The sequence below is a fragment of the Alloacidobacterium sp. genome, from assembly GCF_035631355.1.
Taxonomy (GTDB): Bacteria; Acidobacteriota; Terriglobia; order Terriglobales; family Acidobacteriaceae; genus Alloacidobacterium.
This window is the reverse complement of the sequence record NZ_DASQIX010000104.1, coordinates 1-21,495: the sequence shown is the minus strand read 5'-3', so window position 1 is coordinate 21,495 and position 21,495 is coordinate 1. Positions and strand designations below refer to the sequence as shown.

Below are 21,495 nucleotides of genomic sequence, written 5' to 3'. Positions count from 1 at the left end.
AAGTGTGCGCTTCTTTCATGGTAACTGGCGCGCGCGAACTCTGCATGAATGGTGCTTCGGCGGGACCGGATCAAAACCGCCTTTGCAGCCTGGATGGCAGCGCAATAGTCGCTTAAGCGCCATCCAACTGCCGCGCAGCCATCCGTACTCATGGAATGCAATTGCCGCGTACTCGGAGCATGTCGGCTGAAAGCGGCACGCTCCGCCAGATACTCCCGCTCCAGCATGAACCAGAGGCGACAGCAGCCGTTTGTAGAAAGCATGCAGTGCCTCTATCAGAGTTACGCGAAACCTGTCTTGCTGGTTCATACGTCCGCCTTTTGCCCATCTTTTTTAAGGGACGCTTCGACAGTCACAAAGACCCGGCCAACCTCGCCTTCCAGTCGGGAAAAATCCATCTCCAGCACGCTTTTGCGCGGATGCAACACTACATCGACATTGGATTGCAGGCAGCCCAGGTTATGGCGAACGGCCTCTCTCATACGGCGCTTAATGCGGTTGCGTTCAACAGCCTTACCCAGCACACGGCCGGCGGTGAGGCCAACGCGAGGGCCGTTGACTACTGGCAGGTCTTCAGCGCGCGGAGTGAAGAAATACGTCATCGATGCAGAAAAATGCTTCCGGCTCTGCTGATACACGCGCTGGTAGTCGGCGTGTCTGGTCAGACGCGCGCCGCTCAATGTGGGGGGCGTCCGATCAGAAGCTGGTTCCTGCATGGCTTTTTCAATTATTTTCGGCTGGCAAAATCGGCGCGGCGAAGAGGCTGGATGAGTTAGTCGCGGTAACCGGCGCTCACAGAGACGCGCTTGCGGCCCTTGGCGCGGCGGCGCGAAAGAACTGCGGCTCCACTCTTGGTCTTCATGCGGCTGCGAAAACCGTGGGTCTTCGAGCGGCTGCGGCGATTCGGTTGAAATGTGCGCTTCGGCATGGAAGTGCGCTCCTCAAAAAATTGTTCCGATGAAATTGGGTGCTGTTCACAGAGTAGGAAAATGCTCAGTGCAGCAATTTCTAAGTATATCTTATTGCGTCCGGGAGCGCAAAAAACGCGGTCAGGTCCCGCTTTTTCACAACAGGTGGTGCAACAAAAAAATAGAAACGCAATTTGCATCGAAAGTAAGGTTGCAACGGGGTCCAAATGTGCTACTATCGGCTCCGTCAATTAGAGATTTTTCTGCACGTCTTGCTGCATAAAACGATCGCAATCTTGAGAGCTTAAATTTCGCACTCATCCAAGCTCCTGGCACGCCAGAGCAATCCTTGGCCCCGGGCTTTGTACAACCGGGCAAGGACTGTATTTTTTTCTTTGGCCCTCATCTGGAGCATTGATCGCACCTGCCGCAAACGTCGCGCGAAGGAAACAAGATGTCGTTTGTACCGGCAACACCTCCTGCTTCGCTCAACCCTTGGGTACGGATTCTCGGGGCGCTGGAAAAGAAAATCAACCGGCAATCGTTTGACACATGGTTGAAGCCGACCCGATTCAGCCACATCAGAGGCAAGAAACTCTTCGTGCGCATCCCCACACCTGAATTTCAAAAAGTAGGTGACCGCTATGGCGACCTGATCCAGGAAGCCATTGATAATCTTCAGCTTGAGTTTGAAGAGGTCGCATTCATCACGCCGGAAGAAGACCCGACCCTGGTGCGCGTGCGTGATGATGGTGGTTTCGCTCCGGTGCCCACGCACGCCCCGACAGCCCCGCCCAATGGATTGCGCGATGGCTTTCGCAGTCAGCCGCGTATGGCGGGTGTGCCACAGCAGGGTCGCTTTGACTGGTCATCGGCGGCGCAACTCAACCCGCATTATACCTTCGACGCTTTCGTGATCGGCGCAGGCAACCAGTTCGCGCGCGCCGCGGCGGAAGCCGTGGCGGAACGCCCGTCAAAGGCATACAACCCGCTTTTTCTGTATGGCGGCACCGGTATGGGTAAGACGCACCTGATGCAGGCAATAGCCCATGAAGTGAAGCGGCGCGATCCGGGGGCAGCCATCTGCTATGCAACCAGCGAGAAGTTCACCAACGAGATGATCAATTCGCTGCGCTATGACCGGATGACCAGCTTCCGCGATAAGTTCCGGACCGTCGATCTGCTGTTGATCGACGACATCCAGTTCCTCAAGCAGAAGGAGCGGACGCAGGAGGAGTTCTTCCACACTTTCAATGCGTTGCACGAAAACATGAAGCAGATTGTCATCGCTTCGGACCGTCCGCCCAAGGAGCTTGCTGAAATCGAAGACCGTTTGCGCTCACGCTTTGAGTGGGGTCTCATAGCCGACATCCAGCCGCCTGATCTTGAGACCAAAGTTGCCATTCTGCAGAAAAAGGCCGAAAACGATCATGTTGCGCTTCCTGTCGATGTGGCGCTCTTCGTTGCGTCAAACATCAGAACAAACGTGCGTGAGCTGGAAGGCGCACTGACTAGGCTCTTTGCCTGGTGCAATATGAGCGGAGTCGAAATCACTCTGCCTGCTGCGCAGCAGTGTCTCAAGCAGTTCATCGACACGCAGGTGCGCAAGATCACCATAGAGGCCATCCAGCGCGCCGTTGCGGAACAGTTTGGCATGCGCGTTGCCGAGTTGAAACAGAAGAACAACTCGCGCGCTGTTGTTGTTCCGCGCCAGATCGCCATGTTCCTGGCCAAAACCATGACCGAGGCGTCACTGCCGGAAATTGGGCGTCAATTTGGTGGCAAGCACCACACGACGGTAATGCACTCCATCGGCAAAATCGAGGAGCAGCGCCGCGCCGACAAGGACCTGAACCGGATGATCAATAAGTTACAAGAGACCTTAAACAACTGATTCATAGCTGTTTGGCCCTGCAATTTCTTACAGCTTGAAAAATTTCCTACTTTTGCGCTAACTTACCTGCGCTTTATCATACGCAGGTTTCGGACCGCTGTAGCTGCACCTGCGCGTTCAGAGGAGAGGAGATTTCTATGCTTTTTATTCTCTGGTGGATCATCGTCGGCCTGATTGCCGGCTGGATCACTGGTAAGCTGATGAAGGGCAGCGGCTATGGCACGATAATGGACATCATAGTCGGCATCATCGGCGCTATCATCGGCGGCTTCATCATGCGAGCTCTGGGATTCAGTGGCCAGGGCGGCATGATTTACACGATCATCATTGCGATCCTTGGCGCAGTGATTCTCACTTTCCTGCTCAGACTCATCACCGGCAAAAGAGCATAGGCCCTATAAAACACAAAGCGCATCGAAGACGCCTGTTTAGAACAATCTTCGATGCGTTTTGTATGTTGCTGCGGAAACTATGCGGGTTATTTCCTATTTAGGCTGTTTTGCAATGATCAACCCGGCTATCTTCTGGTAGGTCGCCTGAGGAATGATCTTTTTCTGGACCAGTTGATCTTTTCTCGTATAGGGGCGTCCAGCCACGATTTTCTGCGCGTACGCATCTCCGATGCCCGGCAGCGCTTTCAGTTGATCGAGACTTGCGGTATTAATGTCCAGCAGATTGCTTGCCGAAGACGCAGCCTTTGTCACAGTGCTCGCCGATGGCGGAGTCTGGGCGTCCGCGTGCAGCCTGGTTACAGTCAGACCAGTCATCAGGGCGACAGCCAATGCCAGCGGGGCCAACCACGAGAATTTGCGCTTCATTCCTTTTGTCTCCTTCCCGAGGGAAATCTGCACCACCGCGGTCATACTCTTCGTCTTTGCCTTGTTTGTCAATGGCCCGCTCGGGACGAACTTGACTCTGCATTGCAAAGGATGTGGATACTGCGGATTAAGCGGATCCAGTGGATTTCCAATAAGGTCGGAGGCCTATCACCTTTGCATGAAAACGCTCTTTCCACCTGCCTCATGGATTTTCCACACGGGCTTTTTTAGAGCCTTGTGCAGAATGAGGAGAACCTGTGCCTCAACACTGGAAATATGTCCTCTCTTCCATACATTCCTTTTTTCAGGTTCCGGTTTTCTAAAACCTGTACCGCACAAAATAGCTGTCCAGCATGCTTTTCGACGCTCTTTCCACTTTTCCGCAATCATCTATTACGACTACTGGTTTAATTATTACTTTTAAAAACAGAAACAGCAGTAGCACACGCTTGTCGGCCATTCGTTGTGTCATTCGCCTGTTCGGTTTCCCGGTTTTGGAATTTCCCACTTCCAGGACACGTTTTCCGCAGATACAAATCCGGTGTTTTCTCACTAGAATGAATGCCATCGAGCTTCGCGCTTCATTCTTTTGCGCGCGTTGGTGTAAATTGAGGCAAATCCCAAAGGGGGCAGAATATGCCTGGTGCAGGCGTAGAGGAAAAACAAACGGCGGGGGGCGTGATGGAAATCACCGTAAGCCGGCAGGAATTGCTGAGGGAACTCACAGCAACACAGAGTGTAGTAGAGCGTAAGACGACTATTCCCATCCTCTCGAATTTTCTGATTGAAGCCGCCGATGACAAGCTGACAATCACGGGCACGGACCTGGACCAGAGCATGAAGACATCGTGCTCAGCGAAAGTCAAAAGGCCTGGAGCCTGCACGATTCCTGCCCGCAAACTCTACGATTACATCAAGCTGCTGGGGGATGGAGACATTTCCATCAAGCTGCTGGAAAACCACTGGGTGCAGATTCGCGCTGGGCGGTCAAACACCAAGATGGTCGGCATGGCCCGAGCCAACTTCCCGCAGGTTCCTGAGTTTCCAGAGAGCAGCCTCACAAAGATTCCCAGCTCATCGCTGAAAAATCTGATCGCGAAAACTATCTTCGCCATTTCGAATGAAGAGTCGCGCTACACGCTCAATGGTGCGCTGCTCGTCCTGAAGGTGGAGAGCCTAACCATGGTCGCGACCGACGGACACCGTCTCGCGCACATTGAGAAGTCCGGCGAGAATTTGTCGAACATCAGCGGCGAGAAAAAGACACTGATTCCGCGCAAAGCGCTGGCGGAGCTACAGTCATTGCTGGTGAACAGCGACGAAGAGTATCTCGAATTCGCGGATGATGACCAGACACTCTTTTTCCGGATCGGACACCGCACGCTGACCAGTCGCAAGCTTACCGGACAGTTCCCGAACTATGAGGCAGTCATGCCGCGCGACAACAATAAGTTCGTCGTTGTGCGGAGCGAAGACCTCAATGTCTCCATCCAGCGTGTTGCGCAGTTTGCTGATGAGCGTTCAGGCGCGATCAAGATACGTATCGAGCAGAATGAGCTGAAGGTTTCTTCTTCTTCCACTGATTCGGGTGAATCTGAAGACGTGATCGAAACCCCATATAGCTTCGATCCAATCGTGGTCGGGTTCAATTCGGCATACCTGCTCGACTTTCTTAAGGCCACTGGAACGACAGGAGAAGTGCGGCTGGAGTTCAAGGATGCGCAATCTGCCGGGCAGATGCGTCCTGAAGATGGCGGCGACGATTACAAGTATCGCTACATCATCATGCCCATGCGCATTTGAATAGATCACTTCTGTAAAAAGAAAAAGGCCCGGCTCAGACCGGGCCTTCGATTTTGTGAGTTGTTCAGTTTTAGTATTGCGGACGCTCCTGGTTACGTGGCTCGTTCTTGTGCGGTTGAGCTTCTGATTTCTGTTGAGGTGCAGAACGCGTCTGCTGCTGGGGATGTTGCTGCGGCTCTTGTCGCTGTTGTGGAACAGGCCGCGGTTCGGGTTGAACGCGCTGTTGTGGTTCCGGACGCGCCTGAGGTTGAACATGTTGCTGCGGTTCAGGTCGCTGTTGTGGTTGCACATGCTCGGGCTCTGGCCGAGGCTGCGGTGAATTGTGCGCCTGTTGCTGCGGTTGCGGCCGGGGCTGAGGAGCAGGCCGTTCCTGCTGAGGCGCCGGTCTTGCTTCTGTCCGCGGATTCTCAGGTCGCTGTGATTGAGGCGCTGTCCGCGGCTCAGTGCGCACTGTGTTTTCCGGCTTGTTGTTTGGAGCTGGACGAGTTTCCGGAGTCGGCCGTGATGTTGGCTGCGGCCGGCTGGCATTGTTGTGTTCATCCCGGGTTACAGGTCGAGCAGTATTCTCCGGGCGGTTTGTCGGGGCTGGCCGTGTTTCCGGACGCGCACCATTGTTTTCAGACTTGTTGGCAGGCAGCGGTCTGCTTGCTGAAACATTGACCGGCCTTGCTGCGACAGCATTTCTGTGGAAGTCATTCACAGAGCTTGCAGGGCGAGCAACTGCGGCTACTGCCGGAGCTCCATGATTGCTCTTGAAGAAGTTCGCGCGGTCCTGCGCGGCTACATTCCGGTGCGTGACTTGTGCATTGACAGGTCCCATACGACGCGCCCGTTCAGCCGTTTGCTGTTGTGCATTCGGACGCGCTGTAATGCCGCCATGTCCGCCGTTGTAACTCACGCGGTTGACGGTGACGTTGTTGATGACGGTTTTGTTGACATACACATTACGAATGACCGTGGTATTCACATGGCTGACAGCGGTATTGTAGTAGAAGTTGTTTCCTCGCCAGCGGCCACCTTCATAGCCATTGCCGTAATAGCCGTAGCCGTAGTTCACGCCGCCATAGAAGCCGATTTGCGGACCCCAGTATCCAGTGTGCCAAAGGTAGCCACCGCTACCCCAGCCCCACCATCCCGGTGTCCACAGCAAACCAACAGACGGCGCCATCACCCATGTGCCAGGCACCCAGTAATAGTCGTATCCGTTCCATGCCCAGTATCCGGGGGTCCAGATGTAATTGGATCCGGGACAAAGCGGCTGGTCATAAACCGGAAGAGGTGGAGGCGCAGTGTTAACAGCTACTCCTATGCTTACCTGCGCGAATGACGCAGCGGGGAGACTCAACAGCAACGTTGTGAGAATAAAAATCGGTAAAAGACGTCTGACTTTCATCGCTATACCTTTTGCCATCTTTCCTTCGTTTCCCTGGCTACCATTCGCAGGTTTCGAGGAGTGATTGGCTGCTTTTCTTTCGTTGCTCTGTAGCTCCCTCCCAGCTACAGATATTTGTGACACTAGTCAGTCGGAAGATGTTGTGCAGGGATTCGGTTGCTTGCTTGAGTAGTGACTTTTGGGATGACGGCAATGGGCTGTATTAACAGGCATTTGCGAAGAAATTTCCAAGAAGAAAAAATAAATCGCTATATAAGTTAAGGTAGAAACCGAACAGAAAAATTTCAAACAGAGGCAACCAAATTGCGCAGAGCTAGCGTTCTACGTGCTGTGAAATAGATGCTGATAGTCCTGCCGCATCGATAGTTGCGTTGACCATCGCGTCAAAACCCATACATGAATTCAGCATGAGATGATAGAGACGGTAGTCCGTCCAGTCGCGGTTATAGAAGCGGCGTACATAAGCGGAGCGCCGCTTGTCTGTCGCCAGAATTTCTTGTTCGGCATCGTTGGCGTGCTGAGGAAAATTCTTCTCGAACCATTCCGCCTTGCGCTTCATGGAGGCATGCACAAAGAGGTGAAAGACGCCGGGCGTCGTCAGTAGCGCGCTGGTCGCTCCACGCCCGACGATGACGCAATGACCCGTCTTGACCAGTTGATGCAGGTAATCGCGCACAAACTCGACCATGCGCTCCGCATCAAAAAATTCCGGGTCAGGCGTTGCCGGCAGCCGTTCAATCGAGCCATGCCAGAAGGCTTTGCCGAAACGGTAATACCAGGGATCGAGACGCTCGTCACAGCTCTCGGCCAGCTTTTTGGTGATGCCAGCCTTCGCGGCAATCTCATCGATGAGGCACTGATCGACGAGCTTCCACTGCAGGCGGTGCGCAAGATGATAGGCAAACTCCGCTCCCTGGCTTCCGTACTCGCGTTCCACCGTAATGACCCGAATCATGATGCGCCCCCGCTCGCGTGACGTATCCTAGCACTGGTTTTGGCGGGCCGTCCAGAAGCTAGCGCCTAGCTCCGAAGCTCAACCACCGTCGCGCCTGCGCCGCCTTCAGCCTGGCCCGGCTCGCTGATTGAGGCCACATGCGGATGACGTTCCAGCATCGCTCGCAATGCACGCCGCAGGACGCCCGTTCCTGTGCCATGTATGATGCGGACGCGTGGCAGCCCGGCCAGATATGCGCGATCGAGAAACTTTTCGACTTCGTCCGTGGCGTCATCTACCGTGCGGCCAATCAGATTGATCTCCGGACGCATTTCCGAATCAGGGTGAGTGGCTGAAACAGAGATGCCCCGACGTCGAGCCGCCTCGATTGGATTGGATCGCCGGGAAATGATTTCGGCGATTTCGTCGCGCGCTACGCGCATCTTCATGGGGCCAACTGCGACCTCAAAGGTATTTTCGTCAATCTCACGTTGCACAATGCCTGTACGGCCGAGAGTTCTCAGTTTTACCGTGTCGCCGGATGAGATATTCCGAGCAACATGAGGATGCGCGTGCTGGTCGCCTTTGTCCGCGCCGGTTTTGTCGGCGACGACTGCTGCATTGAAGTTCTCCTGAAATTCGCGTCGCAAACGGGCAATGCGCTGCTCGGCGTGTTTGGAGAGCTTCTGCTGCACCGCGCGGTCGTCGATGGCGCGGACAGTTTCGCGCGCCTGATACTCAAAGTCTTTGAGCAGGGATTGCAGCTTTTGTTCCAACTCGCGGACTTTCGCGCGCCACTCCTTCATGCCTTCTGTCGCCAGGCGGTTGCGCTCGCGAGCGAGCTCCTGCTCCAGCTTCTGCACGCGATTGCGTTCTACGCTTAATTCTTCCAGTTGTGCATGCAGGCTGTCGATGAAGCTGGCAATATCCTGCGTCTGTGTGTTGAGCTGTGAGCGGGCGCCTGCGATGATCTCCGGGTTCAGGCCCAGCCGCTGTGCGATGTTGATACCTGCCGATGCGCCCGGCACGCCGAGTCGCAACTCATAAGTGGGCGCCAAAGTGTGCTCATCAAAGCCGACTGCGGCATTCCTCACGCCAGCGTTGTCTGCCGCATAGACCTTGAGCGAAGTGAGATGCGTCGAGATGACTGACCACGCTTGCGCACGCAGAAAGTGTCCAGCGATGGCGACAGCGAGTGCCGCACCTTCCTCGGGATCGGTGGCCGAGCCGAGTTCGTCGAGCAGCACCAGCGACCCGCGACTGGCGATCTGCGCAATGCGGTTCAGATTGACAATGTGGGCCGAAAAAGTTGACAGGCTCTGCTCGATTGACTGCGAATCGCCAATATCAGCCAGAATATTTTCAAAGACCGGAAGCACGGCGTCTTCCGCAGGTACAGGAATACCGGCCAGCGCCATGGTAGAGAGCAGTCCCGCCGTCTTGAGCGAGACGGTTTTGCCGCCTGTATTGGGGCCGCTGATGATAAGCTGCCGTTCTTCGCTGGAAAGAGCCAAAGTGAGAGGCACGATTTTCCCGGTATTGGACCGCTTGGGTGCCCCGTCCTGAGGGTCAGCGAAGGGTGGGATTTCGCGCAATCGTTTTTCGAGCAAGGGATGCCGCGCCTGCTTCAGCTCGAAGACAGGCGAAGCGTCATCGCAGAACCGGGGCCGTACGCATTCGAATTCCTGTGCGAATCGCGCCCGAACCAGCAAAGTTTCAACCTCGGCCAGCACGGCCGCGCCTTCGCCGATAATGGCAGCATCGGCCGCGATCTGGTGTGTCATGGCGAGAAAAATGCGGTGGATCTCGGCCTGCTCGTCTTCAAGCAGCCGCACAAGCTCGTTATTCAGCTCGATGGTTTCGAGCGGCTCAAGATAAACCGTCTGCCCGCTGGAGCTCGCCCCGTGAATCACGCCTTGCACGCGGCGCTTGATCTCGCTCTTTACGGGAATGACAAAGCGCTCGCCGCGTATGGTGATCAGATCGTCCTGTGTGCTGCCTCCTTCTGATAAGCGGCGCAGCGCGGAACGCAAGCTCTCCTCGATGGCGCGCTGCTGACGCCCCATCTCACGGCGTATGCGCCGGAGCTCGAGAGAAGCATCGTCGGTAAGTGTGCCATCGGGGAGGAACTTCGCGCGCAGAGATTTCACTAATGGGCCAAGCTCGCTCGTCAACAAAGGCGCGGAGAGGGCCTTCAGTTCCGGAATTCTGTCCTGAACGCGTTCGGGCGGCAGGCGCAGCAGCAATGTCCAGCTAGAGATGTCGTCGGCGAGGTTCAGCAGGTCGCGGATTTCTTCCGCCTCCAGCGCCGCTCCTTCAATACGTGACTTGTCGAGCAGGGTGGTGGGATCGAAGAGCGAACCCAATCGCGGCTGCGTGCCTTCGCCAAGCAGCAGCCGTATTTCTTCAACTAGAGAATGCTGCCGGTCGAGCCATCCGCGGTCCATCGAAGGGCGCAGGCTGAGAATCCATTTCTTCCCTATAAGAGAAACCGAATAGCCAGCCAGAAGAGCGAGAAACCTGTCCCATTCCAGAACGCCATGGCTGAAATCACCCAGTGGAGACGGGATGGACTTCACTAAAGCCATGAAATACATGGTAATTGCGATTCTTTGGAACCGGCAGTAGGTCGGCTGCGTAGCCCTCTTCAGGAGGAATCGGACAATGTTCTGCAGCGGATGTGGCCAGGCGATGCAAGGATTTGAGCAAGTCTGCCCCAAATGCGGGCGCCCCGTGCCTCCCATGCCGCTTTCCCGTCCGATGGCTTACTCACGCGTGCAGCGGCACATTCAAACCGTCGCCATTCTCTGGATCGTATGGGCTGCATGGAGCGTTATTGGATGGCTTATCGCTCTTCCCTTTGTCGCCGGCGCCTTTGGTGGCTGGGGAGTATGGGGGCATGGTCATCATGGCTACTACACCTTCGGACCTGGTTTTCCCTTTCCTCATATGATGTGGGTGCCTGGGTTTATAACCGTACTGGTCTTCGGAAGATCCCTGCTGGCCTTCATCACCGGGATAAGCCTGCTGCGCCGCGCTCCTTGGGCAAGAACGCTGGCCATCGTGGCTGCGTTCCTTACGCTCATCAAGCCTCTAACAGGAACCGTGCTCTCTATCTACACGCTGTGGGTACTATTGCCTGCGCCGGCGGGTCAGGAATATGAGCAGATAGCCGTGCCCTGATTGGGGCAAGATTAACGGCGAATCTTTCGCTTGTTGTCCACTTTAGGCCAATACTGGAACTCATCAACGTAAAGCTCTCCGTTGAGATCTAATAGGTGCTGTTGCATGCGTGCCTGCGCATCAGAAATCGCCTGGTTGTATATGACGGGCCCAATTTCCTCAAGAAAGAAGTTGAGCAATAAGCTGGCGGGTAGATCGCCAATCGGTTCACGCATATTTTCTTTGAAGTAATGTTGCATCGAGGCAATTGCGTCGGCACGCGCCTGCTTTGAGAGCTGAATCGTCGTCATGGGTCTGGTTCCTATATGTCAGCTTACAGGTCTGTTGTCAGCGATGATGCCTATGCTTCGCACCACACACTAAAATAAAAGCATGGAATATCCAGTAACCCGGCTGCGCCGCCTGCGGTCCAGCGAACCTATGCGCGCTCTGGTACGCGAAACTCATCTGGAGCCTTCCGCGCTTATCTATCCGTTATTTATCTGCCCGGGCGAAGGCGTGCGGAACGAGATCAGCTCTATGCCGGGGGTCTTCAATCTCTCCATTGATGAGGCCCTGAAGGAAGTTGAAGGTGCCGCGTCGCTCGGTATTGGGGGGTTACTGCTTTTTGGTCTGCCGGAAGGCAAAGATGAACAAGGGACGGGGGCTTGGGCCGATGACGGCATCGTCCAGCGCGCTCTGCGTGAGTTCAAAAAGACCAGCGCCCTGAAAAACCTGCTGCTGATTGCCGATGTCTGTCTCTGCGAATACACCTCGCATGGACACTGCGGCATTGTGAAGAAGCAGGGCGAGTCATATGAGGTCGAAAACGATTCCAGCGTCCGCTTGGTTGCGCGCACGGCGCTTTCACTGGCACAATCCGGGGCCGACATCGTCGCCCCCAGCGACATGATGGATGGCCGCGTGGCCGCCATCCGCGATGAACTGGACGAAGCAGGACTGGAACAGACGCCGATTCTCTCCTACGCGTCGAAATTTGCTTCCGCCTTCTATGGGCCGTTTCGTGAAGCCGCTGATTCCGCGCCGCAATTCGGCGACCGTCGCAGCTACCAGATGGATGGCGCGAACCTGCGCGAGGCAATGCGCGAAATCGAGCTGGATCTGGCTGAAGGCGCTGACATGGTCCTGATGAAGCCGGCCATGCCTTATCTTGACGTGATCCGTGCCGCGCGCGAGCGCTTCGATGTGCCAATTGGCGCTTATCAGGTCTCCGGTGAATACTCGATGTTGCATTCAGCCTTCGCGAAAGGCTGGCTTGATCCGCAACGGGCCATGGTGGAATCGCTGATTTCGATCCGGCGGGCAGGAGCGGGATTTATCGTGACGTATTTCGCTAAGAATGCTGCGAAGGTGTTGGGTTAAGCGCTCTGCATCTTCCGCTCGGCTGGAACATCTCTCATTAGGCAGCACCTCGCGGCTTACCGCGTACAATGAAATGTTTGGATGAAGGGTCCTCGCCCCTCGATCCATCGAGCTATTCTCTTGAACGGAGCATCCCTTGGCAGAAACAACGTATGACATAGCAATTATCGGCGGCGGACCGGCTGGATATACCTGCGCCATCCGCGCGGGCCAGTTTGGTCTGAAGACCGCCCTGATTGAAAAAGCAGACAAGCTGGGCGGGACCTGCCTGCATGTGGGCTGCATCCCCACCAAAGCCTTGCTTTTCAATGCCGAGGTCTACGACCACCTGAAGCACGCCAAGGACTACGGGATCGAGCTGGCGGGCGACGCCAAGCTCAACTGGAAGACCATCCTCGACCGCAAGAACCAGATCGTCACTAAGCACACCAAGGGCCTCGACTTCCTGATGCGGAAGAACAAAGTGACCGTCGTGCCCGGTTTCGGACGCCTGACCGGCCCCGCGAAAGATGGTGTGCACGCCATCGAAGTCACGGACACAACAGACAAAACCAGCCAGCTCAAAACGAAGAACATCGTGCTGGCGACCGGGTCTGATGCCAAGATGCTGCCCGGCCTCTCCCCAGACGACAAGATTCTGACCAACATCGAAATCCTATCCATTCCACAGATTCCCAAATCGCAGATCGTGATTGGGGCGGGCGCAGTTGGCGTTGAGTTCGCTTCAATCTTCCGCAGCTTCGGCTCAGAAATCACCCTCGTCGAATATCTGCCGCGGCTGGTCCCGGTCGAGGATGAAGACGTCAGCAAGGAACTGGCCCGCGCCTTCCGCAAGCGCGGCATCGATGCGCATACCGGCGCGAAGGTGGAGAAGGTTGAGAAGACGAAGACTGGAGTCAAAGTTACTTTCACCGCATCCGACGGGAAACAGGTAGTGAAGGAAGCAGAGAAGGTCCTGGTGGCGGTGGGCCGTGCCGGACGCGTTGAAGGTATCGGCCTTGAGAAGACGAAAATCAAACCGGAGCGCGGCTTCATCAAGACCAACGAATGGATGCAGACCGACGAGCCGGGTGTCTATGCGATTGGCGATATCGTCGCCGGATTGCCGCAGCTTGCGCACAGCGGTTCGATGGCCGGCATGGTGGTCGCGGCAAAAATCGCAGGAAAATATGCGCGGCCTATCATCCGTCAGCGCGTTCCCGCCTGCACTTACACTGAGCCGCAGATCGGCAGCGTCGGCCTGACAGAAGCCCAGGCAAAAGAAGCGGGGCATACCGTAAAAGTCGGCAAATTCCCATTTACCGGCAACTCAAAGGCATCAATCGTGGATTCGCACGAAGGCTTCGTCAAGGTGGTAGCAGACACGAAGTATGGCGAGATTCTCGGCGTACACATCATCGGCCCACAGGCAACCGAGCTGATTGCGGAAGCGGTCACAGCCATGGAACTGGAAGCGACGGTCGAGGACATGATGTATATGATCCACGCCCATCCGACGCTTGCAGAGGCCATGCTGGATGGCTTTGGCAGCGTCGAAGGTCTGGCGATCAATGCATAACGGTAGAAACAAAGCCCGGTGATAAGCCGGGCTTTTTCTGGAATGGTCCTCTCAGTCCTCCATCTCGGACGCATCGATTACGCCATAGGACTGGCCCTGCAAAAGACATTGGTCGAACTAAGGCATCAGCAGCGCATCGGTAATGTATTGCTGCTGTTGGAACATCCGCCAGTATTGACGCTCGGCCGTAACTCCAGCCGCGCAAATATTCTGGCGAGCGATGAGTTGCTGGCAACGCGCGGCGTGGAAGTGCATGAGATCAACCGCGGCGGAGACGTGACTTATCACGGCCCCGGACAACTGGTTGGCTATCCCATCTTTGATCTGCGCAGCTTCAATCCGCGTCTCGGCGCAGTGGACTACGTCCGCAAGCTCGAAGAAGTCCTGATCCGCGCCTGCGGCGACTATGGCATCCGCGCACAGCGTATTGCTGGCAGGACCGGGGTGTGGACTTTTGCCGGCGGTTCCGTACAGGAGAGAAAAATCGCCGCTATCGGCGTGCATATTTCCCGTGGCATTACCTCGCACGGCTTTGCCTTCAACGTGACCACGGACTTGCGCGACTTCAATCTTATCGTTCCCTGCGGCATCGCGGACCGCGACGTGACCAGTCTGGAGCTGGAAACCAGCACGCCCCCTGATTTTGAAAACGCCATGCACACCGTCTCACGATATTTCGGGCAGGTTTTTGATCATCAGGTGCTCTGGCTGGAGTCTCTGGACGATCTGCTCCCCAATCCGGCAACGAGTCCGGCGCAGGACACGCCTATGACAATTCCAGGCGATCTGAAGCGTCTGCGAGATGAGAAGGGAACGCATTTCGCGTAAACTAAACGGTTTGGCCATGCCAGCCTCGGGCCTGAACACAGATTTATAATCACAATTTGCGCAATACAAGCTTTTAGCACTGCGGAAAGGGAAACATGCCGACGGATGTAATCATGCCCCAGATGGGCGAATCGATCTTTGAAGGAACCATCACTAAATGGCTCAAGAAGCCCGGGGACAGTGTGCAGCGCGACGAGCCGCTCTTTGAGATTTCAACCGACAAAGTCGATGCGGAGATTCCGTCGCCCGCCGCTGGCGTTCTTTCCGAGATCAAAATTCCCGAGGGGACCACGGTCCAGATCAATACCGTCGTTGGCGTGATTAATGAGTCCGGCTCGACTGCCGCTGCCGCACCAACCCCGCAAGCTGCCAGCCCTAAAGTTGAGCCTCCTGCTGAAGCTCCGGCTGCGCCTGCCTCTGCGCCCGCCGCCGCAGGTCCGGGAACAGACGTGATCATGCCCCAGATGGGTGAATCGATTTTCGAGGGCACGATTACGAAGTGGTTGAAGCAGGTCGGCGATACAGTCCAGCGCGACGAACCACTTTTTGAAATTTCGACCGACAAAGTCGATGCTGAGATTCCATCTCCTGCCGCTGGCGTGCTAACAGAGATCAAGGTTCCTGCAGGAGACACCGTCCAGATCAATACCGTCGTTGCAGTGATTGGTGGAGCAGCGGGTGCCGCAGCAACTGCGCCCGCCGCGGCCGCGCCAACGCCCGCAAAGGCTGAGCCCGCTCCTGCCGCTGTGCCGCAGGCCGCTCCCGCAGCGGCTGCTGCCGAGACCGTGCGCTCCTCGCCGCTCGTTCGCAAAATTGCGAAAGACAACAATCTCGATCTCGGCCAGGTTTCCGGCACAGGCGCTGGTGGCCGCATCACAAAGACCGATGTATTAGGCTTTATCGAGAAGCACGGCGCCGCTACGCCTGCTGCACCAGTCAGCGCTTCCGCGCCTCAACCCGTTGCAGCGAAGCCTGCCGCTCCGGCCGCGCCCGCTACCCCCGCTCTTCCTGGCGAGTTGGTTCCGCTGTCGAAGATGCGTTCGATCATCGCGCAGCGCATGGTCGATTCCAAGCGCACGAACGCGCACGTGCACACCGTCTTCAAGATCGACTTCACGCGCATCGTCAAAATCCGCGAGAAGGAAAAGTCAAAGTATGAGCAGCGTAATGCTGTAAAGCTGACCTATATGCCGTTCATCTCGCGCGCTGTGATTGCGACGCTGCGGAAGATGCCGATCGTCAATGCGTCGATGGAAGGCGACGCTATCCGCTACCATCAGAACATTAACCTCGGTATCGCTGTTGCGCTTGACTGGGGCCTGATCGTGCCGGTCATCAAGCAGGCGGAAGAGCGCAGCTTCGTGGGCATTGCCCGTGCCATCGCAGACCTGGCGGAACGCGCGCGCGGCAAGAAGCTGAAGCCTGACGAAGTTGGTTCCGGCACCTTCACGATTACAAATCCGGGAATCTTCGGCGAGCAGTTCGGCACGCCCATCATTAATCAGCCTGAAAGCGCTATTCTCGGCGTTGGTGGCCTCTTCAAGGAGCCTGCGGTCGTCACCAGCGATGACGGGACAGATTCAATCGCGATCCGGCACATGATCCACCTGACACTTGGCTTCGATCACCGCATCATCGACGGGGCCGACGCAGGAAAGTTCATGGCAGAGGTGAAAAAGTATCTGGAGAACTGGAGCGAAGATATCGGCTAATTTTAATGAGCGCAGGTTGTCATCCTGAGCGAAAGCGAAGGACCAGCTGTTACTCGGTCATTCTACAGAATCACAGAAGGCAGGCATTGAGCCTGCCTTCGTAATTTCAGAGTAGCGCTTTTGCCTGCAACACGCGCTGCACTGCATCTTTTGGCGTTTCGCCAATTGCGGAAAGGTGTCCCATCTTCCGTCCTGCTCGGGGTGTATGTTTCTCATACAGATGCAGCCGCACCCCCGACACGGAAAGTGCGCGGTCAAACTTCGGTTCATGGTCCAGCCAGAGTTCACCAAGAAGGTTCGCAATCGCCGCCGGCTTCACGATGGACACATCGCCGAGCGGCAAATCGCAGACGGCGCGGACAATCTGCTCAAACTGGCTGGTGGCGCATGCGCGCTCGCTGGCGTGATAGCTGTTATGCGGCCGCGGCGCAAGCTCATTCACTAGCAGCCCTCCGTCCTTTGTAAGAAACATCTCGACGGCAAGCACGCCCTCGAGCTTCATCTGTTCAGCGATTCGGCAAGCAATTCCCTGGGCCTGCGTTTCCACTTCAGCGGAGACCGAAGACGGAATCACGCTCCACGCCAGAATCTGATTCTCGTGGTAGTTTTCCGCCGAAGGATAGCTTTTCACTTCACCGTTCGGCGCACGCGCCACCAGCACTGAGATTTCTTTTTCCAGCTCCAGAGCTTTTTCCGCAACTGCTGGCTGCTGACCAAGCAAACGCCACGCCTCGGCAGCATCCACATCATTGGCAAAGTCAATTTTTACCTGACTGCGTCCGTCGTATCCGCCGCGGGCGCTCTTTACAAAGCAGCGGCCGCCGAGCGCTGGCACAGCGGCTTGTAAATCGGCTTCTGCCTGGATCGCCCTGAACTCACCAACCGGAAAATCGTGCTCCACCAGCCAGTTCTTTTGCAGAATGCGGTCCTGGATAATCCGCATCATCGCCACGCTGGGACGCAGCTGGGCGTGCTTCGCTGCAGCCTCCAGGCTGGATATGGCAATCTGCTCAATCTCAAGAGTGACTACATCGCTGCCTCGCGCCAGATCGGCAGCGGCACGCGCATCGTCCCATGAGCCTTCAAAGCAAGCGTCAACTACAAAACGTGCCGGGCACGACGGGTCTGGGTCCATGACCTGAATGCGGTAGCCAAGCGAACGCGCGGCCATTGCGGTCATGCGCCCGAGCTGTCCGCCGCCAAGAATTCCAATGGTTGAGCCGGGGAGGATTGCGCTCACTGCGGCAGCTCCTCGGCCAGCACTTCTTCTTTGCGTGAAGAGCGCCAGGCACGCAGCCGCTCACGTAGTCCATGGTCCGATGCCGCCAATATTTGAGCAGCGAACAAACCGGCATTCGCCGCGCCCGGCTTGCCGATGGCCAGCGTGCCAACGGGCACACCTTTCGGCATCTGCACAATCGATAGCAGTGAATCAATGCCGTTCAGCATGGTTGCCGGAACCGGCACGCCGAGCACTGGAACAAGCGTCTTCGCTGCCAGCATTCCGGGCAGATGCGCAGCACCGCCAGCGCCGGCGATAATTACTCGCAAGCCGCGCGCTTCTGCCTGTTCTGCATAAGTGAAAAGCCAATCGGGAGTGCGATGGGCAGAAACGATTCGCACTTCATAAGGGATGGAAAATTCTTTCAGCAGGTCGACGGCAGGCTTAAGCACTTCATAATCGCTCTTGCTGCCCATCACCACGCCGACAAGCGGGGCGTGCTCCATGAGTGTGATTATAGTGTGTCATCTCCAGAGCGCCCCGAATGTTCGCGTGTTTGCTACAGCTTGATTCCAAGCGATCCCGCAAACTGCGCTATCGCGGGCCAGACGGCCTTGACATCCTGGATGGTCGCCGCATCTAAAGAAAGATTCAGCGGATTGGCCGCTACGCCATTGACGTCTGCCAGCGCTTTAGCGAGGGCGCCGAGCAGGACGCCAAGTCCGGCAACGACGCCGGGGGTGGCTTTGTTGCTTGCAACCGCGACGCCGCTCACAAATTTGAGCATGTCTTCCGCCGCTACTTCGATTCCATGTTCAATTCCCAGCAGTATGTGGGCCATTTATTCGTTCTCCTCATTTTGGGTGTGTGTTTGTTTTTGCATGATTTCAGGCGCGGCTGGCCGGATGACTCTGTCCAGGTTCGCTGCCAGAAGATGGGTAAAGCGATAGAGCCAGCCATAAAAGCTGCTGGCTCCATTTCGCGGTGGCTCCATGGCGCTTATCGCGGCTGAAAAGACCCATAGGACGCCAGCCCCCGTCCAGAACGATTGCGCGGAATCGCCCGAGTACATAAAGCTCATGATCTGTTCACCTTGATTGCATATGTCTTAGAGAGGGACATTGACAATAATCGCGCTGGAGAATCGCGAGTAGTTCGGTGGCGTCGATCCGTCATACATCCGCACATAGTACTGTTCCATTGCCGCTTCGCGCGGAATGGTGAAGTTGCTGACCGGGCTTCGCAGCACAAGGTCAGAATCAGATCCAGGCCCAAACGACCAATCCCGCCGGCGTACTTCAAACCCGCCACCTGAAGGAGGCGTCGCGTTTGCATTTACCTGAATCGCGCTCGCATTGATCGGTGACATGTCCAGCGTTTGCAGATTAGCCAACGGCTCGACCGTCTGCGGTTGCAGCGGCAGCCATGTATCGGCAGGCACTGCGAATGAAGTTTTGATGGCGAGCGCGTCTGCCCAATCGTTGGCAAAGCGAATGGTGTACCTGTTCATCTGCGGCGATGTGCAGCCCATATCAATCTGCACACTTCGCACTACAAGATCGGCTGTCATGTTAGCCGAAGGAGCCGTGACCGCCAGCAGATCGCCGGGCCAGATGTCGCCCTGCGTCTCCATGTTCCAGCCGGTGTATGTCCCTTTCCACGCTGCCGCGCGGCCTGACGACAAGGAAAGCAATGCTGACGCGGCATTTTCGCAATCCGCCGAACTTAGAGCCTGAGGGCTGGTCACGGTGCCCATCCAACGCGACGTGGCAGGTAACTGCGAGGAATTCTGCGAAGATACACTCACGGCATTCGCCATGCGCGCCACGGCGCGGCGTCTCGTCCGGTAGGAAACAAATACCTGTTCCCCGAACTCCGGCACGCTGGTCGCATAAAAACGAAGCTTGCCGGTCCGCTCAATCTTGCAATCCGCTCCCTGCGCCGTAGTTCCGATTCGCCGCGTTGTCATGCTTCCCCCGGACGGAAGGCTCGCGACCCATACCGGTCCTTCCTGAGCAATATTCACACTGCGGATGCTGCAAATCAGGTTCATGCTGTTCAGCAGCCCAAATGTGCAGAAAGACGATGGCATGGCCAGCGAGCCGTCGTACAGAACAACAGGAGCCTGGCTTATGCCATTCGTCGTGTCCTGTATTTCCAGCACCAGATTTATTCCGCAGGGAACAGCCGAACCGCCGTAGAGCTCCGTGCCGTTGGCGCCCACAGAGTAGTACGACTGCAGGACGCGCTGCAGCTCTTTGGCATACACGCGCAGGCGCAGCGTGTACATATGACCTGCCACAGGAAAGAACGAGCTGCCTGCAACAAGCCCGGCAATGAGCGGCGAAATACTGGTGCTGCCATTCACCTGGCTTACTTGGAACCCGGCAATACAGGTCGCCGTATTCACGTCGCCGCCATACAGCCCATTGATGATTCCCGTGCTTCCGGCGCTTAAGATCAGCCCGTTAGCTTCGATTACAAGAGAGCCGCCAAGTTCCACATTGCTGTTTGCGCACAGATTGGTTTGTCCATCTATGCCATTTCCACCTGTGCAGGTCAGCCCATTCGGCGTGATGGAAACATGACCTCCCGGATCTTGTAACTGCCATAGTAACGAATTAATCGCAGGCTCCTGAAAAAGATCCACTAGCGGCTTCGTCTTAGAAGAAGGAGGGAAGAAAGGTTCTTCAGTCAAATCGAAACGTACTGTCGTACCATCACCGGCAAATACCTCCGTTACATAAGCGCTTGGTTCTTCCTCCCCGCAAACGGTCACGTCATTCGCGAGCATCTTAACCATGGATGCCTGCAATTTGCCGACTTGCAGAGAGCCGTCAGTTTCATTCAAGGAATGCATAACGCTGCCTATGGGCGCCATCGTCATGCCACCAGCAACAACCCGGTATGCATTGCGCGAAGTGGAAGCGACGGCGCCAACATTTCCCGACCAGCCCTTGCCTGGCTCGGGAACAAACCGGCCCACTGTTCCCTGCGCCTGTGCTGTATTTAATGTGAAGCGCGTCGGATCTACACTGTTGGTGAGGTTCTGCGCCAACTGCCCTGCTTCGAGGCCAAAACTAGCCCTTGTTGACAGCACTTCCTGCATGTCGAGCAGAACATCGTCACTTACAGCCGATACCGCAGCCTGATACACCGGCCCGGCTAGTCCTTCACCCACCAGCTCCAGCGCAGGCTCGCTGGCTACATAACCAGTGAATAAAAGAACATCATTGTCATCGCTGACAACAATTCTTGCCAGACGAAGAGGCACCGGCAGACCCGACGCTTGCGTCGCAAGCGTGAAGCTGCAGATCGAAGGCTCATTCAAAGTCCGCTCGATGCGCAGCGATGGCTTCGCAACCAGGGCGCTCGTGTAATTCAGGACGCCCGCGCCATCAAGATTGTCGATCGTTAGGATCACATAATCTCCTTGAGTGCGCTATATCAATGTCGCGTTTGCCGGCATGAAGCTGCGGAAGCAAACCACCTGCTCGCCGTCATTGGCATCCGTCATCGGCAGTGCGCGGAAGCTGGCGTTTAACGCGACGCGCTCCAGCGGTGCAGCCAGAACATCGGCGCTTTCCGACGCGCCTTGCATCGGCTGTAGGCGTGGATAGTGAAAGATCACGCGCTCACCTTGCTCGCCCGGCATAACGAATACTGCCGACCACTCCTGAAAAAAGCTCCCACCCTCGCGGTCAACGAAGCCCACAATGGGTTGGGCCTTCATGCCGCTCGCCGGTGAACCCGCAAGCAGCGGTTGCGCGAGCTGTAATCCACCTGCTGTCACCTGCGCAACACGCGCAACATTGAAACTCACCCGCCGAACATAGTCCGGATCGTTGTTCACCGACGCCGCGCTACGCACATACGCAGC

Annotated in this window: 21 protein-coding genes and 1 pseudogene; 8 read left to right on the top strand and 14 right to left on the bottom strand. The window is 56.3% G+C overall.

The features are described from left to right. Window positions 1–15: 15 nt before the first annotated feature. The 3 genes from yidD to rpmH are packed head-to-tail and all read right to left on the bottom strand — an operon-like array spanning window position 16 to window position 928. Window positions 16–309: a membrane protein insertion efficiency factor YidD gene (yidD, locus tag VEV40_RS18430; protein ID WP_324834453.1), complete on the bottom strand. Its 294-nt coding sequence runs from the start codon at window positions 307–309 to the stop codon at window positions 16–18. Next, window positions 306–716 carry a ribonuclease P protein component gene (gene rnpA, locus VEV40_RS18425; protein ID WP_324834452.1) on the bottom strand — a complete coding sequence of 137 codons (411 nt, stop codon included), beginning with the start codon at window positions 714–716 and terminating at the stop codon, window positions 306–308. The genes yidD and rnpA overlap by 4 nt, the downstream gene beginning before the upstream one ends. A 56-nt stretch (window positions 717–772) precedes the next feature. Continuing rightward, window positions 773–928 carry a 50S ribosomal protein L34 gene (rpmH, locus tag VEV40_RS18420; protein ID WP_324834450.1) on the bottom strand — a complete coding sequence of 52 codons (156 nt, stop codon included), beginning with the start codon at window positions 926–928 and terminating at the stop codon, window positions 773–775. Between the two features lie 434 nt (window positions 929–1,362). Between rpmH and dnaA the strand changes: the two genes are divergently transcribed. Both dnaA and VEV40_RS18410 read left to right on the top strand, forming a co-directional pair. Further along, window positions 1,363–2,802: a chromosomal replication initiator protein DnaA gene (dnaA, locus tag VEV40_RS18415; protein WP_324834449.1), complete on the top strand. Its 1,440-nt coding sequence runs from the start codon at window positions 1,363–1,365 to the stop codon at window positions 2,800–2,802. A gap of 137 nt (window positions 2,803–2,939) precedes the next feature. Then, window positions 2,940–3,194: a GlsB/YeaQ/YmgE family stress response membrane protein gene (locus VEV40_RS18410; RefSeq protein ID WP_324834447.1), complete on the top strand. Its 255-nt coding sequence runs from the start codon at window positions 2,940–2,942 to the stop codon at window positions 3,192–3,194. 93 nt (window positions 3,195–3,287) lie between these two features. On the opposite strand, the gene VEV40_RS18405 is transcribed toward VEV40_RS18410, so the two are convergent. Further along, entirely contained in the window at window positions 3,288–3,620 is a 333-nt protein-coding gene (locus VEV40_RS18405) for a helix-hairpin-helix domain-containing protein (protein WP_324834446.1), read from the bottom strand. 636 nt (window positions 3,621–4,256) lie between these two features. Between VEV40_RS18405 and dnaN the strand changes: the two genes are divergently transcribed. Beyond that, complete coding sequence (dnaN, locus tag VEV40_RS18400) at window positions 4,257–5,423, top strand: DNA polymerase III subunit beta (protein ID WP_324834445.1); 1,167 nt, start codon at window positions 4,257–4,259, stop codon at window positions 5,421–5,423. A 70-nt stretch (window positions 5,424–5,493) separates the two neighbouring features. On the opposite strand, the gene VEV40_RS18395 is transcribed toward dnaN, so the two are convergent. The 3 genes from VEV40_RS18395 to VEV40_RS18385 form a co-directional block, all read right to left on the bottom strand. Beyond that, window positions 5,494–6,816 carry a hypothetical protein gene (locus tag VEV40_RS18395; protein ID WP_324834444.1) on the bottom strand — a complete coding sequence of 441 codons (1,323 nt, stop codon included), beginning with the start codon at window positions 6,814–6,816 and terminating at the stop codon, window positions 5,494–5,496. A gap of 313 nt (window positions 6,817–7,129) precedes the next feature. Continuing rightward, entirely contained in the window at window positions 7,130–7,771 is a 642-nt protein-coding gene (locus VEV40_RS18390; protein WP_324834442.1) for a cytidylate kinase-like family protein, read from the bottom strand. A gap of 65 nt (window positions 7,772–7,836) precedes the next feature. Further along, window positions 7,837–10,338, bottom strand: coding sequence for an endonuclease MutS2 (locus tag VEV40_RS18385; RefSeq protein ID WP_324834441.1), 2,502 nt, complete (start codon window positions 10,336–10,338; stop codon window positions 7,837–7,839). Window positions 10,339–10,492: 154 nt separating this feature from the next. Here VEV40_RS18385 and VEV40_RS18380 point away from each other — a divergent pair, with 154 nt between their 5' ends. Further along, a complete protein-coding gene (locus tag VEV40_RS18380; protein WP_324834438.1) occupies window positions 10,493–10,933 on the top strand; it encodes a hypothetical protein in 441 nt (146 codons plus the stop codon). 11 nt (window positions 10,934–10,944) lie between these two features. On the opposite strand, the gene VEV40_RS18375 is transcribed toward VEV40_RS18380, so the two are convergent. Next, window positions 10,945–11,223, bottom strand: a complete 279-nt coding sequence (locus VEV40_RS18375; protein WP_324834436.1) for a DUF2164 domain-containing protein — start codon at window positions 11,221–11,223, stop codon at window positions 10,945–10,947. A gap of 82 nt (window positions 11,224–11,305) precedes the next feature. On the opposite strand from VEV40_RS18375, the gene hemB reads away from it, so the two are divergent. The 4 genes from hemB to sucB all read left to right on the top strand — a co-directional run bounded on the left by hemB (window position 11,306) and on the right by sucB (window position 16,393). Then, a complete protein-coding gene (hemB, locus tag VEV40_RS18370) occupies window positions 11,306–12,295 on the top strand; it encodes a porphobilinogen synthase (protein WP_324834434.1) in 990 nt (329 codons plus the stop codon). Between the two features lie 136 nt (window positions 12,296–12,431). Continuing rightward, window positions 12,432–13,853, top strand: coding sequence for a dihydrolipoyl dehydrogenase (gene lpdA / locus VEV40_RS18365; RefSeq protein WP_324834432.1), 1,422 nt, complete (start codon window positions 12,432–12,434; stop codon window positions 13,851–13,853). Window positions 13,854–13,895: 42 nt separating this feature from the next. Beyond that, window positions 13,896–14,681 (top strand): lipoyl(octanoyl) transferase LipB, encoded by a 786-nt coding sequence (gene lipB, locus VEV40_RS18360; protein ID WP_324834431.1) that lies wholly within the window; start codon window positions 13,896–13,898, stop codon window positions 14,679–14,681. Window positions 14,682–14,776: 95 nt separating this feature from the next. Then, window positions 14,777–16,393: a 2-oxoglutarate dehydrogenase, E2 component, dihydrolipoamide succinyltransferase gene (sucB, locus tag VEV40_RS18355; RefSeq protein WP_324834430.1), complete on the top strand. Its 1,617-nt coding sequence runs from the start codon at window positions 14,777–14,779 to the stop codon at window positions 16,391–16,393. A gap of 106 nt (window positions 16,394–16,499) precedes the next feature. On the opposite strand, the gene VEV40_RS18350 is transcribed toward sucB, so the two are convergent. The 6 genes and pseudogenes from VEV40_RS18350 to VEV40_RS18325 form a co-directional block, all read right to left on the bottom strand. Continuing rightward, window positions 16,500–17,633, bottom strand: coding sequence for a 5-(carboxyamino)imidazole ribonucleotide synthase (locus tag VEV40_RS18350; RefSeq protein ID WP_324834429.1), 1,134 nt, complete (start codon window positions 17,631–17,633; stop codon window positions 16,500–16,502). Then, complete coding sequence (gene purE, locus VEV40_RS18345) at window positions 17,630–18,121, bottom strand: 5-(carboxyamino)imidazole ribonucleotide mutase (RefSeq protein WP_324834428.1); 492 nt, start codon at window positions 18,119–18,121, stop codon at window positions 17,630–17,632. The genes VEV40_RS18350 and purE overlap by 4 nt, the downstream gene beginning before the upstream one ends. A gap of 53 nt (window positions 18,122–18,174) precedes the next feature. After that, window positions 18,175–18,456, bottom strand: coding sequence for a hypothetical protein (locus VEV40_RS18340; protein ID WP_324834427.1), 282 nt, complete (start codon window positions 18,454–18,456; stop codon window positions 18,175–18,177). Next, a complete protein-coding gene (locus VEV40_RS18335) occupies window positions 18,457–18,696 on the bottom strand; it encodes a hypothetical protein (protein WP_324834425.1) in 240 nt (79 codons plus the stop codon). Between the two features lie 27 nt (window positions 18,697–18,723). Continuing rightward, window positions 18,724–21,039 carry a hypothetical protein gene (locus tag VEV40_RS18330; protein ID WP_324834423.1) on the bottom strand — a complete coding sequence of 772 codons (2,316 nt, stop codon included), beginning with the start codon at window positions 21,037–21,039 and terminating at the stop codon, window positions 18,724–18,726. An 18-nt stretch (window positions 21,040–21,057) separates the two neighbouring features. Beyond that, a pseudogene (locus VEV40_RS18325) lies at window positions 21,058–21,495 on the bottom strand (hypothetical protein); the annotation flags it as partial.

Excerpts from the sequence above, each read along its gene's own strand:
- yidD (WP_324834453.1), bottom strand. The coding sequence starts at position 309 with ATGAACCAGCAAGACAGGTTTCGCGTAACTCTGATAGAGGCACTGCAT.
- rnpA (WP_324834452.1), bottom strand. The coding sequence starts at position 716 with ATGCAGGAACCAGCTTCTGATCGGACGCCCCCCACATTGAGCGGCGCG.
- rpmH (WP_324834450.1), bottom strand. The coding sequence starts at position 928 with ATGCCGAAGCGCACATTTCAACCGAATCGCCGCAGCCGCTCGAAGACC.
- dnaA (WP_324834449.1), top strand. The coding sequence starts at position 1,363 with ATGTCGTTTGTACCGGCAACACCTCCTGCTTCGCTCAACCCTTGGGTA.
- VEV40_RS18410 (WP_324834447.1), top strand. The coding sequence starts at position 2,940 with ATGCTTTTTATTCTCTGGTGGATCATCGTCGGCCTGATTGCCGGCTGG.
- VEV40_RS18405 (WP_324834446.1), bottom strand. The coding sequence starts at position 3,620 with ATGAAGCGCAAATTCTCGTGGTTGGCCCCGCTGGCATTGGCTGTCGCC.
- dnaN (WP_324834445.1), top strand. The coding sequence starts at position 4,257 with ATGCCTGGTGCAGGCGTAGAGGAAAAACAAACGGCGGGGGGCGTGATG.
- VEV40_RS18395 (WP_324834444.1), bottom strand. The coding sequence starts at position 6,816 with ATGAAAGTCAGACGTCTTTTACCGATTTTTATTCTCACAACGTTGCTG.
- VEV40_RS18390 (WP_324834442.1), bottom strand. The coding sequence starts at position 7,771 with ATGATTCGGGTCATTACGGTGGAACGCGAGTACGGAAGCCAGGGAGCG.
- VEV40_RS18385 (WP_324834441.1), bottom strand. The coding sequence starts at position 10,338 with ATGGCTTTAGTGAAGTCCATCCCGTCTCCACTGGGTGATTTCAGCCAT.
- VEV40_RS18380 (WP_324834438.1), top strand. The coding sequence starts at position 10,493 with ATGCCGCTTTCCCGTCCGATGGCTTACTCACGCGTGCAGCGGCACATT.
- VEV40_RS18375 (WP_324834436.1), bottom strand. The coding sequence starts at position 11,223 with ATGACGACGATTCAGCTCTCAAAGCAGGCGCGTGCCGACGCAATTGCC.
- hemB (WP_324834434.1), top strand. The coding sequence starts at position 11,306 with ATGGAATATCCAGTAACCCGGCTGCGCCGCCTGCGGTCCAGCGAACCT.
- lipB (WP_324834431.1), top strand. The coding sequence starts at position 13,896 with ATGGTCCTCTCAGTCCTCCATCTCGGACGCATCGATTACGCCATAGGA.
- sucB (WP_324834430.1), top strand. The coding sequence starts at position 14,777 with ATGCCGACGGATGTAATCATGCCCCAGATGGGCGAATCGATCTTTGAA.
- purE (WP_324834428.1), bottom strand. The coding sequence starts at position 18,121 with ATGGAGCACGCCCCGCTTGTCGGCGTGGTGATGGGCAGCAAGAGCGAT.
- VEV40_RS18340 (WP_324834427.1), bottom strand. The coding sequence starts at position 18,456 with ATGGCCCACATACTGCTGGGAATTGAACATGGAATCGAAGTAGCGGCG.
- VEV40_RS18335 (WP_324834425.1), bottom strand. The coding sequence starts at position 18,696 with ATGAGCTTTATGTACTCGGGCGATTCCGCGCAATCGTTCTGGACGGGG.